Source organism: Ferruginibacter albus (assembly GCF_020042285.1).
Taxonomy (GTDB): domain Bacteria; phylum Bacteroidota; class Bacteroidia; order Chitinophagales; family Chitinophagaceae; genus Ferruginibacter; species Ferruginibacter albus.
The window spans coordinates 282,299-298,374 of record NZ_CP083388.1; the positions used below are offsets into that span (position 1 = coordinate 282,299).

Annotated in this window: 16 protein-coding genes; 5 read left to right on the plus strand and 11 right to left on the minus strand. The window is 36.5% G+C overall.

Features of this window, described 5'->3' with window-relative positions; genetic code table 11:
* Window positions 1–95 precede the first annotated feature (95 nt).
* From K9M53_RS01250 to K9M53_RS01290, 9 genes are all read right to left on the minus strand, one after another.
* Window positions 96–1,439, minus strand: coding sequence for a sigma-54-dependent transcriptional regulator (locus K9M53_RS01250; RefSeq protein ID WP_224017225.1), 1,344 nt, complete (start codon window positions 1,437–1,439; stop codon window positions 96–98).
* 44 nt (window positions 1,440–1,483) lie between these two features.
* Window positions 1,484–2,761, minus strand: coding sequence for a hemolysin family protein (locus K9M53_RS01255; protein ID WP_224017227.1), 1,278 nt, complete (start codon window positions 2,759–2,761; stop codon window positions 1,484–1,486).
* Between the two features lie 28 nt (window positions 2,762–2,789).
* Window positions 2,790–3,362, minus strand: a complete 573-nt coding sequence (gene gmk, locus K9M53_RS01260) for a guanylate kinase (protein ID WP_224017229.1) — start codon at window positions 3,360–3,362, stop codon at window positions 2,790–2,792.
* A gap of 5 nt (window positions 3,363–3,367) precedes the next feature.
* On the minus strand, window positions 3,368–4,675 hold the full coding sequence (gene murA, locus K9M53_RS01265) for a UDP-N-acetylglucosamine 1-carboxyvinyltransferase (protein ID WP_224017231.1): 1,308 nt from the start codon (window positions 4,673–4,675) through the stop codon (window positions 3,368–3,370).
* Between the two features lie 220 nt (window positions 4,676–4,895).
* On the minus strand, window positions 4,896–5,627 hold the full coding sequence (locus tag K9M53_RS01270) for a DUF4290 domain-containing protein (protein WP_224017233.1): 732 nt from the start codon (window positions 5,625–5,627) through the stop codon (window positions 4,896–4,898).
* Window positions 5,628–5,721: 94 nt separating this feature from the next.
* Window positions 5,722–6,114: a VanZ family protein gene (locus K9M53_RS01275; protein WP_224017235.1), complete on the minus strand. Its 393-nt coding sequence runs from the start codon at window positions 6,112–6,114 to the stop codon at window positions 5,722–5,724.
* Window positions 6,115–6,117: 3 nt separating this feature from the next.
* A complete protein-coding gene (gene gcvH / locus K9M53_RS01280; protein ID WP_224017237.1) occupies window positions 6,118–6,495 on the minus strand; it encodes a glycine cleavage system protein GcvH in 378 nt (125 codons plus the stop codon).
* A gap of 73 nt (window positions 6,496–6,568) precedes the next feature.
* The gene (locus tag K9M53_RS01285; RefSeq protein WP_224017239.1) at window positions 6,569–7,318 is read right to left on the minus strand and encodes a peptidylprolyl isomerase; all 750 of its coding nucleotides are present in this window, start codon (window positions 7,316–7,318) and stop codon (window positions 6,569–6,571) included.
* Between the two features lie 16 nt (window positions 7,319–7,334).
* Entirely contained in the window at window positions 7,335–7,688 is a 354-nt protein-coding gene (locus K9M53_RS01290) for a hypothetical protein (protein ID WP_224017241.1), read from the minus strand.
* Window positions 7,689–7,852: 164 nt separating this feature from the next.
* On the opposite strand from K9M53_RS01290, the gene serS reads away from it, so the two are divergent.
* The 4 genes from serS to K9M53_RS01310 all read left to right on the plus strand — a co-directional run bounded on the left by serS (window position 7,853) and on the right by K9M53_RS01310 (window position 12,221).
* Window positions 7,853–9,121: a serine--tRNA ligase gene (gene serS, locus K9M53_RS01295; RefSeq protein WP_224017242.1), complete on the plus strand. Its 1,269-nt coding sequence runs from the start codon at window positions 7,853–7,855 to the stop codon at window positions 9,119–9,121.
* A gap of 31 nt (window positions 9,122–9,152) precedes the next feature.
* Window positions 9,153–9,449, plus strand: a complete 297-nt coding sequence (locus tag K9M53_RS01300; protein ID WP_224017244.1) for a c-type cytochrome — start codon at window positions 9,153–9,155, stop codon at window positions 9,447–9,449.
* Between the two features lie 99 nt (window positions 9,450–9,548).
* Window positions 9,549–11,003 (plus strand): DUF1800 domain-containing protein, encoded by a 1,455-nt coding sequence (locus tag K9M53_RS01305; protein ID WP_224017245.1) that lies wholly within the window; start codon window positions 9,549–9,551, stop codon window positions 11,001–11,003.
* A 24-nt stretch (window positions 11,004–11,027) separates the two neighbouring features.
* Complete coding sequence (locus tag K9M53_RS01310; protein ID WP_224017247.1) at window positions 11,028–12,221, plus strand: DUF1501 domain-containing protein; 1,194 nt, start codon at window positions 11,028–11,030, stop codon at window positions 12,219–12,221.
* Window position 12,222: 1 nt separating this feature from the next.
* Here the strand turns inward: K9M53_RS01310 and K9M53_RS01315 are convergent, their stop codons facing one another.
* Together K9M53_RS01315 and K9M53_RS01320 are read right to left on the minus strand one after the other, a co-directional pair.
* On the minus strand, window positions 12,223–12,822 hold the full coding sequence (locus tag K9M53_RS01315; protein ID WP_224017249.1) for a hypothetical protein: 600 nt from the start codon (window positions 12,820–12,822) through the stop codon (window positions 12,223–12,225).
* A gap of 42 nt (window positions 12,823–12,864) precedes the next feature.
* Window positions 12,865–14,544 carry a peptide MFS transporter gene (locus K9M53_RS01320; RefSeq protein ID WP_224017250.1) on the minus strand — a complete coding sequence of 560 codons (1,680 nt, stop codon included), beginning with the start codon at window positions 14,542–14,544 and terminating at the stop codon, window positions 12,865–12,867.
* A gap of 148 nt (window positions 14,545–14,692) precedes the next feature.
* Here K9M53_RS01320 and purD point away from each other — a divergent pair, with 148 nt between their 5' ends.
* Complete coding sequence (purD, locus tag K9M53_RS01325; protein WP_224017252.1) at window positions 14,693–15,973, plus strand: phosphoribosylamine--glycine ligase; 1,281 nt, start codon at window positions 14,693–14,695, stop codon at window positions 15,971–15,973.
* Window positions 15,974–16,076: the final 103 nt, after the last annotated feature.

A 16,076-nucleotide genomic window follows, 5' to 3' on the forward strand; every position in this document is an offset into this window, starting at 1 on the left:
AAAGCCTTACAGGTTACTGATCTTAAAGAAATAATATATTTATTGGAATGATATGGACCATGCAGAAATGGAAAGGTTTTTCCAAAATGGAAAGGCTATTGAATATCGTATTCTTTGATCTTGGCGTATAAAGTAGTAAGTCCGATGCCCAACAATTTAGCAGCTTTGGTTTTATTTCCTTCAGCTACTGCCAGCATTTTTTGTATGTGTGCTTTTTCAATATCACTTAAACTGTAATGAGTAGAATCGGAGTGGGAAGGGGCACTAAAGCGAAGTTCGATAGGAAGATCATTTGCAGTTAATTCATTTCCGTTACTAATGATACAAGCCCTTTCAATTACATTTTTCAATTCACGGATATTACCCGGCCAGGAATATTGTTTTAACGTGTCCAAAAATTCATTACTGAATTTTAATAAAGGCTTATTGATTTTAGCGCAGAACAGTTCAATAAAAAATTCAGTTAATGCCTGAATATCGGGCACACGTTCCCGTAAGGATGGTAGTTCAATCTGAAAAACTGATAAGCGATAATACAGATCTGAACGAAAATGATTTTGCTTTATTTCTTCTTCCAAACTTCGGTTGGTAGCAGTGACAATGCGCACATTCACTTTAGTTGGTTTGGTGTCACCAACTTTTATAAACTCGCTTGTTTCCAACACACGCAATAGTTTTGCTTGTAATTCAACCGGCATTTCGCCAATCTCATCTAAAAAGATTGTGCCCTCATTGGCTTCTTCAAACAATCCTTTTTTATCTTTTATAGCTCCTGTAAATGCACCGGCTTTATGCCCAAAAATTTCACTTTCTAAAATCTCTTTACTAAAAGCGCTGCAATTAACTGCTACAAAGGATTTGCCGTTTCTGTTGCTGGCATGATGAATAGCTTGCGCAAAAACTTCTTTACCGGTGCCGGTTTCGCCGGTTAATAAAACAGTTGTATCCGTTACTGCCACTTTACGGCCTAATTCAATGGCTTGCTGTATGGGCTTTGATTTGCCGATAATAGATTCAAATGAATATTTGGAACCTACCAATTTTTCCAATTGCTTAACTCTCTTTTGCAATTGCGCTTTTTCCAATGCCCGGTTTAATAAAGGAATGATCTTTTCATTATCATCGCCCTTCATTATATAATCAAAAGCGCCGTTCTTCATTGCTTGTACGCTATCGGGCACATTACCATAAGCAGTCAATAAAATAATTTCTATGTGAGGATATTTTGTTTTTATTTCTTTTACAAAATCAACACCATTGCCATCAGGAAGCTTTACATCACACAATACAATGTCGATCTCATCTTTCTCCAAGATCTTTAACCCCGATTTAAGTGAGCCTGTTTCTGTAACGGTAAAATTTTCTAATTTAATGATACGTGCAAGAAGGTTGCGTAGCTTTTCTTCATCATCAATAATCAGTACATTGGAAGAGGACATTTATTAGAATTGAGAAAGCAAAGGTAGACGTTTATCTGAAATTGTTATTTCAACACTCTCAACTTCACAGTTTCAATTCTTGTATCACTTACATTTAAAATATCAAATTCGTAATTGCCGATGATGATCCTATCTTTTTGCTTGGGAATATCTTCGTGGTGTTGAATGATATAACCGGAGAGCGTTTCCGCTTCTTCATCTTCCGGAAAGGCGAGTCCAAATTTTTCTGTAATGTAGTCCAGTTCTAATCTTCCGCTGAAAATAAAATCAGTAGTAGATAATTGTCTTTCTACAAAATCTTCAGTATCATATTCATCCCTGATATCACCAAAGATCTCTTCTAAGATATCTTCCATGGTTACAATACCTGCCGTGCCGCCAAACTCATCAATAACCCAGGCAATACTTTTTCTTTCCTTAGAAAATTTATTCATCAGATCCGTAGCACTCATACTTTCCGGTATAGCAGGTATTGGCAATAAGATCGATTGAATGGTAGAAGGATTTTTAAAAAGATCTAACTGGTGCACATATCCTAAGATCGTATCAATATTTTTATCAAACACGATCAGCTTGCTTAATTTACTGTTGATGAATTTTTCTTTCACATCTTTTATAGAAGTGGTGATATCAATGCCGTAAATTTCTTTTCTTGGAATTAAGCATTCACGCACTTTCACTTCACTAAGCGATAACGCATTTTCAAAAAGCTCTTTATTTATCTCCGCACTTTCTTCTTCATCATAATTTTTGCTTTGCTGTACAAAATGCTCCAGGTCTATTTTTGTAAATGCATCTTTTTTGTTTTTAAGATTTACATCAAACAAATATTTCAAGATCCATTCGGCGATGCTAACAAAAAACATTGCCAGCCACCCTAAAGAAGAAAAAAAGAATCGAACAATATACGTTAGAAAGCTGCTGCTGATAATGTTTTCATTCTTTGCACGGAAAATAGCTTTGAATGTAAATTCAACAAAAAGTAATAAGGTGGTTGATAAAAGTGTTTCAACAATTAAGCGAATGTAAGTATTGCTGATATTTATTTTATGCCAGAACTTGAGTTCCCAAAGCGGTTCCATAAAGCTGCTCCACAATAAGCCGTATGCTACCAATAAAACATTAAAACCCACTAAAGAGGTTCCTATAAATTTTGCCGGATTATCGGCATATTCACTCCATATTTTTCCGCTGAATGTTCCTTGCTTTTTCTTTAATTCAATAGAAAGCTTATTAGCCGACACAAATGCGATCTCAATACCGGAAAAAAATCCAATTAATATTAGTGAAAGAAAGATTGAAAGAAGTGCTGTCCAGTCCATATTATCACAAGTTATACGAATTTAATAATTATATAGAAATAAAGTTGGATACAATTTGCTCGGCTTTGTTACAAGCCTTTGTCAGATCATCATTCAATATTATTTCATCAAACTGTTCTTTAAACGATAATTCATAAGAGGCTTTATTAACTCTCGCCATCAAAGACTCTTCGCTTTCTGTCCCCCTGCTTTGCAAACGTTTTTTTAATTCCGCAACAGAAGGCGGCTCAATAAAGATTGTAAGAGACGTTTGAGGAAATTGCTGCTTCACATGAATGGCTCCCTGCACATCAATATCCAGCACAGGGATTTTTGATTCACTCCAAATGCGATGCATCTCTGATTTCAACGTGCCGTAATATTTTCCTTCGTACACCATTTCCCATTCTATGAATTCATCGTGCTGTATTTTATGTTTAAATTCTTCCTGGCTCATAAAATAATAATCAACACCATTCTTTTCTTCGCCTCTTGCCTGACGTGTAGCAGCTGAAACAGAAAATGACAATTGCGGAAACGTCTGCATCAAATATTTTGTGATGGACGTTTTTCCTGCACCCGATGGAGCTGTAATGATTATTATTTTATTTTGATACAACATATCTTTTAATCAATTCTTATTATTTCGGCACCTAATTTTCTTAAGCGTTCATCTATGTTTTGATAGCCTCTGTCTATTTGTTCAATATTTTGAATAACGCTTTTTCCTTGTGCACTCAACGCTGCAATTAACAATGCAACACCCGCACGAATATCAGGGGAGCTCATAGTGATACCTCTTAACTGTTGTTTACGTTCCAATCCGATTACCACTGCACGATGCGGATCACACAAAATGATTTGAGCGCCCATCTCAATTAATTTATCTACAAAGAACAAGCGGCTTTCAAACATTTTTTGATGTATCAACACGCTGCCCCTTGCTTGTATCGCTGTAACTAAAACAATACTCAACAGGTCTGGAGTAAAGCCCGGCCAAGGATGGTCGTAAATCGTTAACACACCGCCATCCATAAATTTATGAATCTCATAAATATCCTGCGCAGGAATATGAATGTCATCTCCTTTAAAATTGAGTTGGATACCCAATTGCTGAAATTTTTCAGGAATAATGCCAAGATGTTTAATGCCTGCACCTTTAATGGTGATATCGCTTTGTGTCATTGCTGCCAAACCAATAAAGCTGCCTACTTCGATCATGTCGGGCAATACGGTATGTTCGGTTCCTTTTAAATAATCAACACCTTCGATCTTTAATAAATTACTGCCGATACCGTTGATCTTTGCTCCCATGCGATTGAGCATTTCGCAAAGCTGTTGTAAGTATGGCTCACAGGCAGCATTATAGATCTCTGTTATACCGCTTGCCATTACAGCTGCCATTACCAGGTTAGCCGTTCCCGTTACACTTGGTTCATCCAGCAACATTGTAGTGCCTTGTAAGCCCTTAGTGTTCAAATGAAAAAAACCATCATCACTATTGTATTCAAAAGAAGCGCCTAATTTTTGAAAGCCGATTATATGCGTATCTAATCTTCTTCTTCCAATCTTATCACCACCGGGTTTGGGTATATATGCTTTTTTAAATCTAGATAACATAGGACCGGCAAGCATTACAGAGCCTCTCAGTCTTCCGCTTTTTTTATGATACTCTTTGCTGTGTAAGTATTCAACATCTACATCATCTGCCTGGAAAGTGTACGTGCTGCTGTTTATTTTTTCGATCTTCACTTTCATTTCTCCTAATAACTCGATCAATAAATTCACGTCAATGATATCGGGAATATTTTTGATCGTTACTTTTTCAGGAGTAAGCAATACCGCTGAAACGATTTGGAGCGCCTCGTTTTTGGCGCCTTGAGGAATAATTTCACCTGATAATTTTTTCCCGCCTTTTACTTCAAATGAACCCATCGTTATTTAATAATTTAATTGTGCTTTGTTTTTATTTCACGCAAAGAGCGTTAAGAAGATCAAGGCGCAAAGATTTTGCGCTGTAAATATTAATTATTAAAAAGAATCTTCAAAATTTTAGTCTTTCAAAATCCTACCCAAAGAAAGATTTTGAAAAGCGTTTAAAATAAAACCCTGACATTAATAAAAATATCAGGGCTTTAAAATGCTTATTTGATTTTTAATATCTTTTTTTAAAGTTGCGGTTATTATTGTTGTTCCGGTTATTATCACGTCCGCCACCACCTCTGTTGTCTCGTCTGCCACCACCGTTATTATTGTTTCTATTGTTGTCTCTGTTATCTCTTCCACCAAAATTTTTGCGATAGCCGCCACCATTATTACTTCTGTAGTCTTCGCTGCTTCTGTTGTCGGTGCGGTGTTTTACAAACGGACGATTATTAAATTCTAATTGTCCTTCAGTAATAGTATGTAACTCGCTTTGGATATTATCATCATGCACCAGCTCTTTATGCCAGTTGCTGTATGTAAGCTTCATGTAATAAGCAATGGCATTGGCAAAGCCTTGACGCTTTTCTGGATTTTCTTCATCCAATGCCTTATCAATTACTACTTCAATATTTTTCCCAAGATGATTATAACGGGGATATCTTTTCGGATAGCGTAAACGTTCAGGTTTTGCTTTTAAGGTTTCTTTAGTTGGGATGGGGTAAGGACTTTCCACATCCAACTTAAATTCACTTATCAAAAACAAATGATCCCATAGTTTATGACGGAAGTCTTCAACATTTTTTAAATGAGGATTTAAAAAACCCATTAACTCAATTAACGCTTGTGCGTTACGTTGTCTTTTTTCGGCGTCTTCAATAGACAATACAAATTCCACCATCTTTTGGATATGACGGCCATATTCTCTCATGATCAAATGGTTCCGTGTGGTGTTGTACTCCATGTTCTCTGTATTCAGCATATATCTACAAAAATAGTGAAAACTAAACCAAGCTGCAAGTTTGCTAACAGCTATTAAGCCATATGAGCCTATAATATTAAGATTTTGTATATCTTTTCTTGCTAAAGAAGTAACCAATGGCGGCGCCAATTGAGTCTGCCAGCCAATCGAGGGGATCATAAGTCCTTCCTACGATCCAGAATTTTTGGATCAATTCGGTACAATAGCCCCAAATACTGGTGGCTATGGCAATGTATAAAAAATACTTTTTTCTTTTTTCGATGGAGATGGAAGTATTCTTAAACGGCCAGCAAAACAGGGTAGTTAACATGCCAAAAACTCCCATATGAACCACTTTGTCAAAGTCCAGTTCGTCTAAGAAAGTTTTCGGAATATCTTTTCCCGGTAATGCAATCAATGTCAATACAAAAGCAAACCAAATAATGCCCGGTATAAATTTTAAGAAAGAAGGTTTGCGTAGATCTTGCATCAATTAGCTGACTAAAGCAGTGTATGCTTCTGCGGTTAATAAAGATTCGATATCTGCAGGATTAGAAGTTGTTACTTTAATTATCCAGCCTTCTCCGTAAGGGTCTGTGTTTATTAATTCGGGTTGCGATTCCAATGCAGGATTGATTTCTATAACGGTACCGGCTATCGGCAAAAACAAATCACTTACTGTTTTAACAGCTTCAATAGTTCCGAAGATTTCTTCGGCTGCCAATGTTTTTCCATTGGAGGTAATATCTACAAAAACAATATCGCCTAATTCTCCTTGTGCAAAATCGGTAATTCCGATAGTGGCTGTGTTTCCATCAATTGAGATCCATTCGTGATCTTTAGTGTAGCGAAGGTTTGCGGGTGCATTCATAGCAAGTCAGTTTTTCAAATTTTAAAGGTGTATTCAATACTGCAAAATAATAATTTTATTCAGTTTATTGCAGTTATGGTTTTATAATTTCAATTTTCATCCTGATATCAGTCAAAGGACGATCATTACCATCTTTTGCTGCAGCCGAAATTTTATCAACTGCATCCATGCCTGATTCAACTTCTCCAAACACTGTATAGTTCTGATCTAACCAGGGAACACCGCCGATTGTTGTATAAGCAGTTCTTTCTTCCGGCGTGAATTTTCGGTTCATTCTTAATTCAAACTGATTCAATTCATCATTAGAAAATATTCTTCCCGTTACAATATAGAACTGGCAAGCGTTGCTGGATTTCATCGGATTTACGTTGTCGCCATTTCTTGCAGCAGCCAGTACACCGCGTTTATGAAATAAATAAGGTTTGAATTCTGCAGGAGTCATCGTCATTGTATCGCCACCATTTCCTAAAAATGCGCCGGGTGCTGCATTTTTACTGGTAGGATCGCCGCCTTGAATCATGAAATTGGGAATTACCCGATGAAACAGTAAGCTGTCATAAAATTTTTGTTTTACCAGCTTTACAAAATTATTGCGATGATTAGGTGTGGAGTCGCTCAGTTTAATAACGATAATGCCTGAATCGGTAGTGATCTTTATACGTACGTTTGAAAGTGTTTTAGGAGCAATAGGTTTAGCCGCTATTTTTTTTGTAACAACCGGTTTTTTTGCAGGAAAGCTTTTTTTTACTTGTGCAATGCTGCTAAAAGCGAAACAGTTTATCAGCATACATAAAAAAGATGCTGCAACAATTTGTTTTTTCATTTTGTAAGATTCTAATTTATTGGTCTGTAAGAATATCGCTAAAATACAGCAGTACATGATCTTTTAAAAAATTTTCCTGCTCAAATAAATTGAAAGGCGGCAATTCTTTTAATTGTTTAAAATGCGGCCAACCTTCCTCATCATGTCCTTCCAATACATAATAACCACTTTGAGAAAGCACCGTACAAACGGCAATGTGCATCAGGTCTTGCTTTTGTTCCTTGGTGTATTCCTGCTGCCCGTGTCCTAATTCCTGAACACCAATTAAAAAGAGTATTCCATCCATTTCGGGCTTGATACCTAATTTCTCTTTTAATTTTATCCGGAGCTTGAGCCAACGTATTTGTAGATCGTCTTTTGCAGATTGCATACACAAATTTATGGATTAAGGAAGGGAAGTTTATCTTTGCACGCACCTTATTATAGTTGAATAAGGAATAAAAAGTATAAGTGAGTGACACAACGATGTTCAATTGAGATAAAATGTTGATGTCAAAAAAATAAATAGAATAAAATAAATCATCGTTCAGAAAAATGTTACAGATCAATTTTATCAGGCAGAATGCGGACTTAGTAAAGGAAAGATTAAGCGTAAAAAACTTTTCGGATTTGGGTTTGATAGATAAAATTTTGCAAGCCGATGAACAACTGCGGAAGTTAAAAACGGAAACCGAAACCTTGCAGGCATCGATGAATGCAGCCAGCAAAGAGATCGGCATGTTGATGGGTAAAGGCGATAAAGCTGCTGCTGAAGAGAAAAAGCAAGAAGTTGCGCAACATAAAAACACTTTGCAACAATTAAATGAACAATTGGTAGTTGCAGAAAAATCGTTACATGATGAAGTGGTAAAGCTTCCTAATCTTCCCAGTACTTTGGTTCCAAAAGGAAAAACTCCGGAAGACAATGAAGTGGTTCGTGAAGCCGGTGTAAAACCAACATTGCCTGCAAACGCAGTTCCACATTGGGATTTGATAAAGCAATATGATTTGGTGGATTTTGAGACCGGCGCAAAAATTACCGGCAGCGGATTTCCTTTATACAAAGGCAAGGGGGCAAAATTGCAACGTGCGTTGATTCAATATTTTTTAGATTATAATACTGCAGCTGGTTATACAGAGTATTTACCTCCGCACATGGTGAACGAAGCTACGGCTTACGGTACCGGGCAATTGCCGGATAAAGAAGGACAGATGTATCATGTAACGGAAGATGGATTTTATTTGATACCGACTGCGGAAGTTCCGGTTACAAATATTTATAGAGATGAAATTGTAAAGGAAGAAGAATTGCCCATCAAGATGACGGCATATACGCCTTGTTTTAGACGTGAAGCCGGCAGCTTTGGAAAAGACGTACGAGGATTGAATCGTGTGCATCAATTCGATAAAGTTGAGGTGGTGCAATTGGTACATCCCAATAAGAGTTATGAAGTGTTGGATGAAATGGTAACGCATGTAGAAAAATTATTGAATGCATTGGAATTGCCGTATCGCATTCTTCGTTTATGCGGTGGCGATATGAGCTTTGCTTCTGCACTTACTTATGATTTTGAAGTGTACAGTGCTGCACAGGAGCGTTGGCTGGAATGCAGCAGCGTAAGCAACTTTGAAACATTTCAAACCAATCGTATGAAGATTCGTTACAAGGATGTTAATGGTAAAACACAATTGGTACATTCTTTAAACGGTTCTTCATTAGCCTTGCCAAGAATAGTGGCTTGTTTGTTGGAAAACAATCAAACCGAAAAAGGAATTATGTTGCCGAAAGTATTGCATAGTTATTTTGGTGCCGATACTATTTAATGCTACATTTATAATTGTAAAATAAACCGCAATGAAAAAATATTTTGTAGCGCTTACATTAATCGCTTTTGTTTGGAGCTGTTCTCCTAAAACTACTCCAACTACAACTACCACGACTCCTGCACCTGCAAAGCCTTCCGGTGATGTAGCGGCGGGTAAAGAAACTTATGAAGCAAAATGTGGTCGCTGTCATGGCTTACCTAATCCCGGTGATTTTACTGCTACAAAATGGCCCCATATTATAGATGAAATGGCTCCTAAAGCTAAACTGGACGGTACTGAAACAGCAAATGTGTTGGCGTACGTTTTAGCAAACGCAAAACAATAATTCAACTGAATTAAATTAAGTTTATGATTGGTTAAACCTTGTATTTGTTGCAGGGTCTGACAGGCTGTTTTTGTATATTGCAACAACACCTTCACTGCCATGATCATAACCAATCGTTTAAAAAACCAACATCTTCTTTGGCGTGCAGGCTTTGGGCCAACGGCAAGTGATGCTCCCTCGCTTGGTAACATCTCGCAAAAAAAAATGTGGGAACAATTAATAAAATCTTCTTCTAAATCTCCGGATAAAATTAATGTAGCTTCTAATCGTTTCGATGGCTTGATGCAAGGCATTAAGGATATTGAAAAAATGAAGGAGCTGAGTAAAGAAGACAAGAAAGAATTGCGCCGCCAGTCTGCTGATGATTTGAAAAATCTGAATGTAAGCTGGATGAATGAAATGATTACAGGCAAAGATCAGTTGCGTGAAAAGATGAGTTTATTCTGGCATGGACATTTTGCATGCAGAGTTATCAATATTTATTTTCAACAGGAATTGTTAGATGTCATTCGTCAAAATGCATTAGGAAATTTTGGCGACTTATTAAAAGGTGTTAGCAAGAGTGCGAGCATGTTACAATTTTTAAATAACCAGCAAAACAAAAAGCAGCATCCTAACGAAAACTTTGCCCGAGAAGTAATGGAATTATTTACAATGGGCAGAGGTAATTATACAGAAGAAGATGTTAAAGAAGCAGCAAGAGCCTTTACAGGATGGGGTTTTAATCTGCAAGGTGAATTTGTTTTCCGGGAAAAACAACATGATGACGGAGGTAAAACTTTCTTAGGTAAAACAGGGAATTACAATGGCGATGATATTATAGATATTTTATTGGAGCAGTCACAAACATCGGTTTTCATTACTAAAAAGCTGTATCGCTTTCTTGTTAATGAAGATATAGATAGTACTAAAGTAGATTGGTTGGCAAAACGTTTTCATCAAAGCAATTATGATATAAAAAAATTGCTGACTGATATTTTTACTGCAGATTGGTTCTATGAAGAAAAAAATATCGGCACACAAATAAAATCACCGATTGTATTGCTGGCGGGCATCAGAAGAATATTGCCGTTGCAATTAAGCGATGATTTGTCACAATTACTCTTTCAAAAAGCATTAGGACAAACATTATTTTATCCACCCAATGTAGCAGGCTGGCCGGGCGGTAAGAATTGGATCGATAGCAGCACATTGATGTTACGGTTACGCATACCCCAAATAATTGCAGCGAATGAAACCATCAACATACAAACCAAGCCTGATGATGATGTAATGATGGGTATGAGTAGTGAAGAGCGCATGGCCGCAAAGATGAATAAAGACTATGCTGATAAAGGAGTGAATGTAACAGTGGATTGGAATAGTGTAATAAACATGTTTGACAATGTATCACGAGATCAGTTATTGCAACAAATTTCCGACACTTTATTGCAGTCGCAAAGTCGTGTAAATACTACAGTTTTAGAAAAATATCTGAAGACAGATACAAGAGAAAATTATATTAAGAGTGCTATGATAAATGTGATGAGCACGCCGGAGTATCAATTGTGTTAGTTGAATAATTTAAAATGATTGTCTATGTTAATCAAACGCCGTGAGTTTATACAAGTAGGTTCATTAGCAACGGCATCGTTGATGTTGCCAAAGTTTTTAAAAGCTTTTGAAGTGCCGCGATTGGTTCCTGCGGGAAATAAAATAGTAGTAGTTATTCAATTTAGCGGAGGCAATGATGGGCTGAATACTGTGATTCCGGTACGTAATGATATTTACTATAGCTCACGTCCTAAGTTGGGAATTACAAAAGATAATGCTTTATCACTTACTGATGAAGTTGGTTTGCATCCTTCATTAACAGGTTTAAAAAGTTTGTATGATGATGGAAGCCTGGGAATATTAAACAGTGTTGGTTATCCCAATCCTGATCGTTCCCATTTTAGAAGCATGGATATTTGGCAAACAGCCGCCAACAGCAATGAATATCTTACTTCAGGTTGGATCGGACGTTACCTGGATGCGCAATGCATTGGCTGCGATAAACCTACACAGGCATTGGAAATAGATGATATTTTAAGTTTGGCTTTAAAAGGACAAAACAAAAATGGATTGGCATTTAAAGACCCACGCAAACTATACAGCAGCAGTAATGAAAATTATTTCAAAGAAATTAATGCCGGTCATCATCACGAAGAAGAAACGGTAGACTATCTGTATAAAACAATGAGCGAAACACTTAGCAGTGCCGATTATATTTATAAACAAAGCAAATTACATCCTACCGGCTCAGAATACCCAAAAACAGGATTAGGCAAAAGCTTAAAGACAATTGCATCGCTTATTTTATCAGATATCAATACCAAAGTATATTATGTTTCCTTAGGAAGTTTTGATACGCATGTTGGTCAGGAGAATAAGCAGAAGCAATTGTTCACTGAATTTAGTGATGCTGTTAGTGCTTTTACTGCAGATATGAAAACGAACAATCGTTTTGATGATGTATTGTTATTTACATTCAGTGAATTTGGAAGAAGGGTTTCTCAAAATGCCAGCGGTGGCACGGATCATGGTACAGCGAATAACATGTTTTTGATCAGTGGTGCATTAAAACAAAAAGGAATTATCAATGCAATGCCAGATCTATCTGATTTACAAGAAGGCGATTTAAAATATAAGATGGATTTTAAAAATGTATATGCTACGGTTTTAAATAAATGGCTCAATGCAGATGATGCATCGATATTGGGAAAACAGTATGAACTGCTGAATTTTATTTAGCCTATTGTTCTAGTACTTCAATTTTAGCGAGAAGCTTTTTGTTTTTTCTTTTTGCTGATAATCCACTTGAAAATTTAATGGCGCCAAATAAAATAGCTCCCCAGGCAATAATATAAATTCCTCCTGAAGCCCTTGCATGAGTGTATGTTACTAAGGTTATGAAAACTCCTAAAAGAAAAGAAAGTCCGCCGGCTAGCATTTTAGTATCATAATCGTCCACAATAGTTTTTAACTTATCACTGGTTGTTAATAAAAGTTTCTTTCCTTGTTCTTCATCTAAACCTCGTTCAAGAAGTCCTTTTAAAATTTCATCGTCGCTTGTTCCTTTTTCTTTTTCTTCAAAAATAAACGACCAAATAAGTTTGTTGAAATCATCTTCACTGGAAACCTTTAAATCTTCAATTTTTCGCTGATGAATTTCCTGTTTGGTTTGCTCTGCGGATTCTATATAGGCTTGATCAAGATTGCGTTTAGCAAATTCTTCCTTTAATGCCAGTAAAGCTTGAGGCGGAAGGGTATGTCCATCTTCAACTGCTAGGTTTATCAGTTGAGTATCCAACATTTTTGAATAAGTTTCTTTAACGCTTAGAATGTCGATCATTCTTAATTGTATTTAATGCTTCATGCAATCAACCACTTACAATTATCTTACCCCATGCATCATTTTCTTTAATACCGGTGTAAGCGAAAATAATAACGCTGCTGCTAATCCGCACAACACAACAAATACCATGAAAAACTCAAATAGGTTATGAATAGTAAATCCGGCAAACACCGGGTTATGCATACTGATTTTTTCAGCAGTTAAAAATTTAACTTGTTCAGCGGTAGGAACAATTTTATTATCTAAAACTCCTTGCAGATCTATTCCCACTTTTTTTGCAGCAGCAAATTGTTCACCGGTTGCAGGTAATATAGAGCCTAATGTTCCAGCCAGTGCATAGCCGGAAGCGTTAGATAAGAAGAATACGCCGTATAATAAGGAGGAAAAGCGTTTTGGCGAAAGTTTTCCTACCAATGAAAGTCCTATAGGAGATAAACATAATTCACCAAAAGTTTGTATCAAATAAAGCAAGATGAGCCATTTTACCGCAAGTAATCCATTGTTACCAAGGTCTTTTACATTAAAAGCAATAATGAAATAGCTTAATGCAATCAATGCAAGCCCGATGGCTTGTTTAAACGGAGAAATAGGTTCTTTACTTCGTGCCCTTAGTTTATCCCACAAAATGCTGAATGGTACTGCAAATACTACTACAAAGATCCCGTTAAAAATTTGCACCATCGATGGCGGCATATCCCAGCCAAAAAAGTTTCTGTCTGTTTGATTGTCGGCTATAAATGTTAAGGAAGAACCTGCTTGTTCAAAAGCAGCCCAAAAGAAAATAATAAAGAAGGAAACAATATAAATTACAATGATTCTATCACGTTCAACCTTAGTAATAGAGCCGTCGGAAATAATTAATCCGGCTAATGTAAGACCACTTGCGTATATAATTGAATAGATAACATTCTGTCCAAAAAAATAATTAAAACAAAAAGCTAAAACAATAAAAGCAATAACAGAAATTATCAATGATTTATTAGAAAAATGAGCTTTTTGTGATTCGCCTTCTTCATAATCCGATACAATATTCTTTGATGGCAGATCCCCGATAGGTCTCCCTTCTGGTGTTACTACATATTTGTTTTTAAGAAAATAAAAAGTGGTAGTTCCGAGGATCATTGCTATAGAAGCGGCTAAGTATCCCCATTTAAAAGCAAATACATCTCTTACGCCGTTTTTATCTACTACATCTCCTAAAATAGGACAAATGAGCTGTCCTAAAAAAGCACCGATATTTATACCCATATAAAAAATGGTGAACGCAGTGTCTAGTTTTGTTTTTTCGGATTTCGGATAAAGGCTACTAACCATGCTGGAGATGTTTGGCTTAAAAAAGCCATTTCCAAAAATGATAACTCCCAAGGCTACGTACAACAAGGTTTTTGCTAATTCAAGATTAGAACTAAAAACGTTGGCGCTGATAAATAAAATGAATTGTCCTATTGCCATTAAGGCACCTCCTAATATTATGCAGTATCTATTTCCTAAAAATCTGTCGGCAATAAAACCTCCTAACATTGGCGTTAAATAACATAACCCTAAAAACCCTCCATAGATCAATGATGACTGTTCTTTACTCATCATTAGGGCGCTGACAATAAAAAGGGTGAGAATTGTCCGCATTCCGTAAAAATTGAAGCGCTCCCACATTTCTGTGCCGAATAGAACCCATAAGCCTTTTGGATGTCTTTGTTTCTGTACGTTTAGTTCAGTCATGTTCATCATTTAATTACTCAATGTACCAATTTTCCGCTTTATTAAAAAGATGCTTTTATTGGAAGATGTTATTATCTGTATAACTTATTATTGTAAACAATACTATCTATATTATTTTCGCAAAAACATTTAAAATTTTTTTATTCCAATGAAAATCTTACTCGTAGGGGGTGGCGGACGTGAACATGCATTAGCCTGGAAAATACGCCATAGTCATTTATGTGAGCAGCTCTTTATTGCTCCCGGTAATGCAGGTACCGATCTTTGCGGTGAAAATGTAGATATCAAGGCAACAGAGTTTGATAAACTGGCTGACTTTTGCCTGGAAAAAGAAATTGATATAGTAATTGTTGGGCCTGAAGAGCCGCTGGTAAAAGGTATTTACGACTTCTTCAAGAAAAAATCTTCCACAGAACATATACATGTTATCGGTCCATCAAAAGATGCAGCGCAGCTGGAAGGCAGTAAAGCTTTTGCGAAAGAATTTATGCATCGTTATAATATTCCAACGGCTACTTACAAAGAATTTACTTTGTCTAATTATGAAGAAGGTGTTGAATATATCCGCAATCACCCGTTACCGGTAGTTTTAAAGGCAGATGGTTTGGCTGCAGGTAAAGGTGTAATTATTTGTACCAATCGCTTAGAGGCACTGGCAGAATTTGAATTAATTATTCAGCGTGCAAAATTTGGGGAAGCAGGCAAACGTGTAGTAGTAGAGCAGTTTTTAGAAGGTATTGAAATAAGCGTGTTTGCATTAACAGATGGAATCAATTATGTTTTATTGCCGAATGCAAAAGATTATAAAAGAGTTGGTGTAGGCGATACAGGTCCCAATACGGGAGGTATGGGTGCTGTTAGTCCAGTTCCATTTGCAGACGATGTTTTTATGGAAAAAGTAAAAACAAGGATTGTTGAACCAACGGTTACAGGTTTAAAAAAAGACAAGCTTGAGTATAAAGGAATTATCTTTTTTGGATTGATTAGCGTTAAGGATGAACCTTATGTTATTGAATATAATTGCCGTTTTGGCGATCCGGAAACAGAAGTAGTAGTGCCTCGTATAAAAAATGATCTGGTAGAATTATTAGTAGCAACCTCACAGCAACGCTTAAACGAAATAAAGATTGAAATAGATGAACAAACTGCAGTTACAGTTGTGGCAGTTAGTGGCGGCTACCCGGATGGGTATCAAACAGGTAAAGTTATTGAAGGGCTGGATGATTCAATAATTGAAGGTTCTATCATTTTCCATTCAGGAACACAAAAAGTGGATGATAAAGTGGTAACAGCCGGCGGGCGTGTATTAACTGTTACATCTTTTGGTGATACGATACGAGAAGCAGCAGAGCAGTCTACGTATATGCTGGAGCAGATCTATTTTGACGGTATTTATTTCAGGGAAGATATTGGATATGAGTTTAAGTAAACGTGAATCGTTAGACGTGAAATAGAAGAATGGCCACCACTAAGGTTTCTCATTTCACTTCTCACGTATTACCAACATTTCCTTAAAACTCTCTAAAATAAAA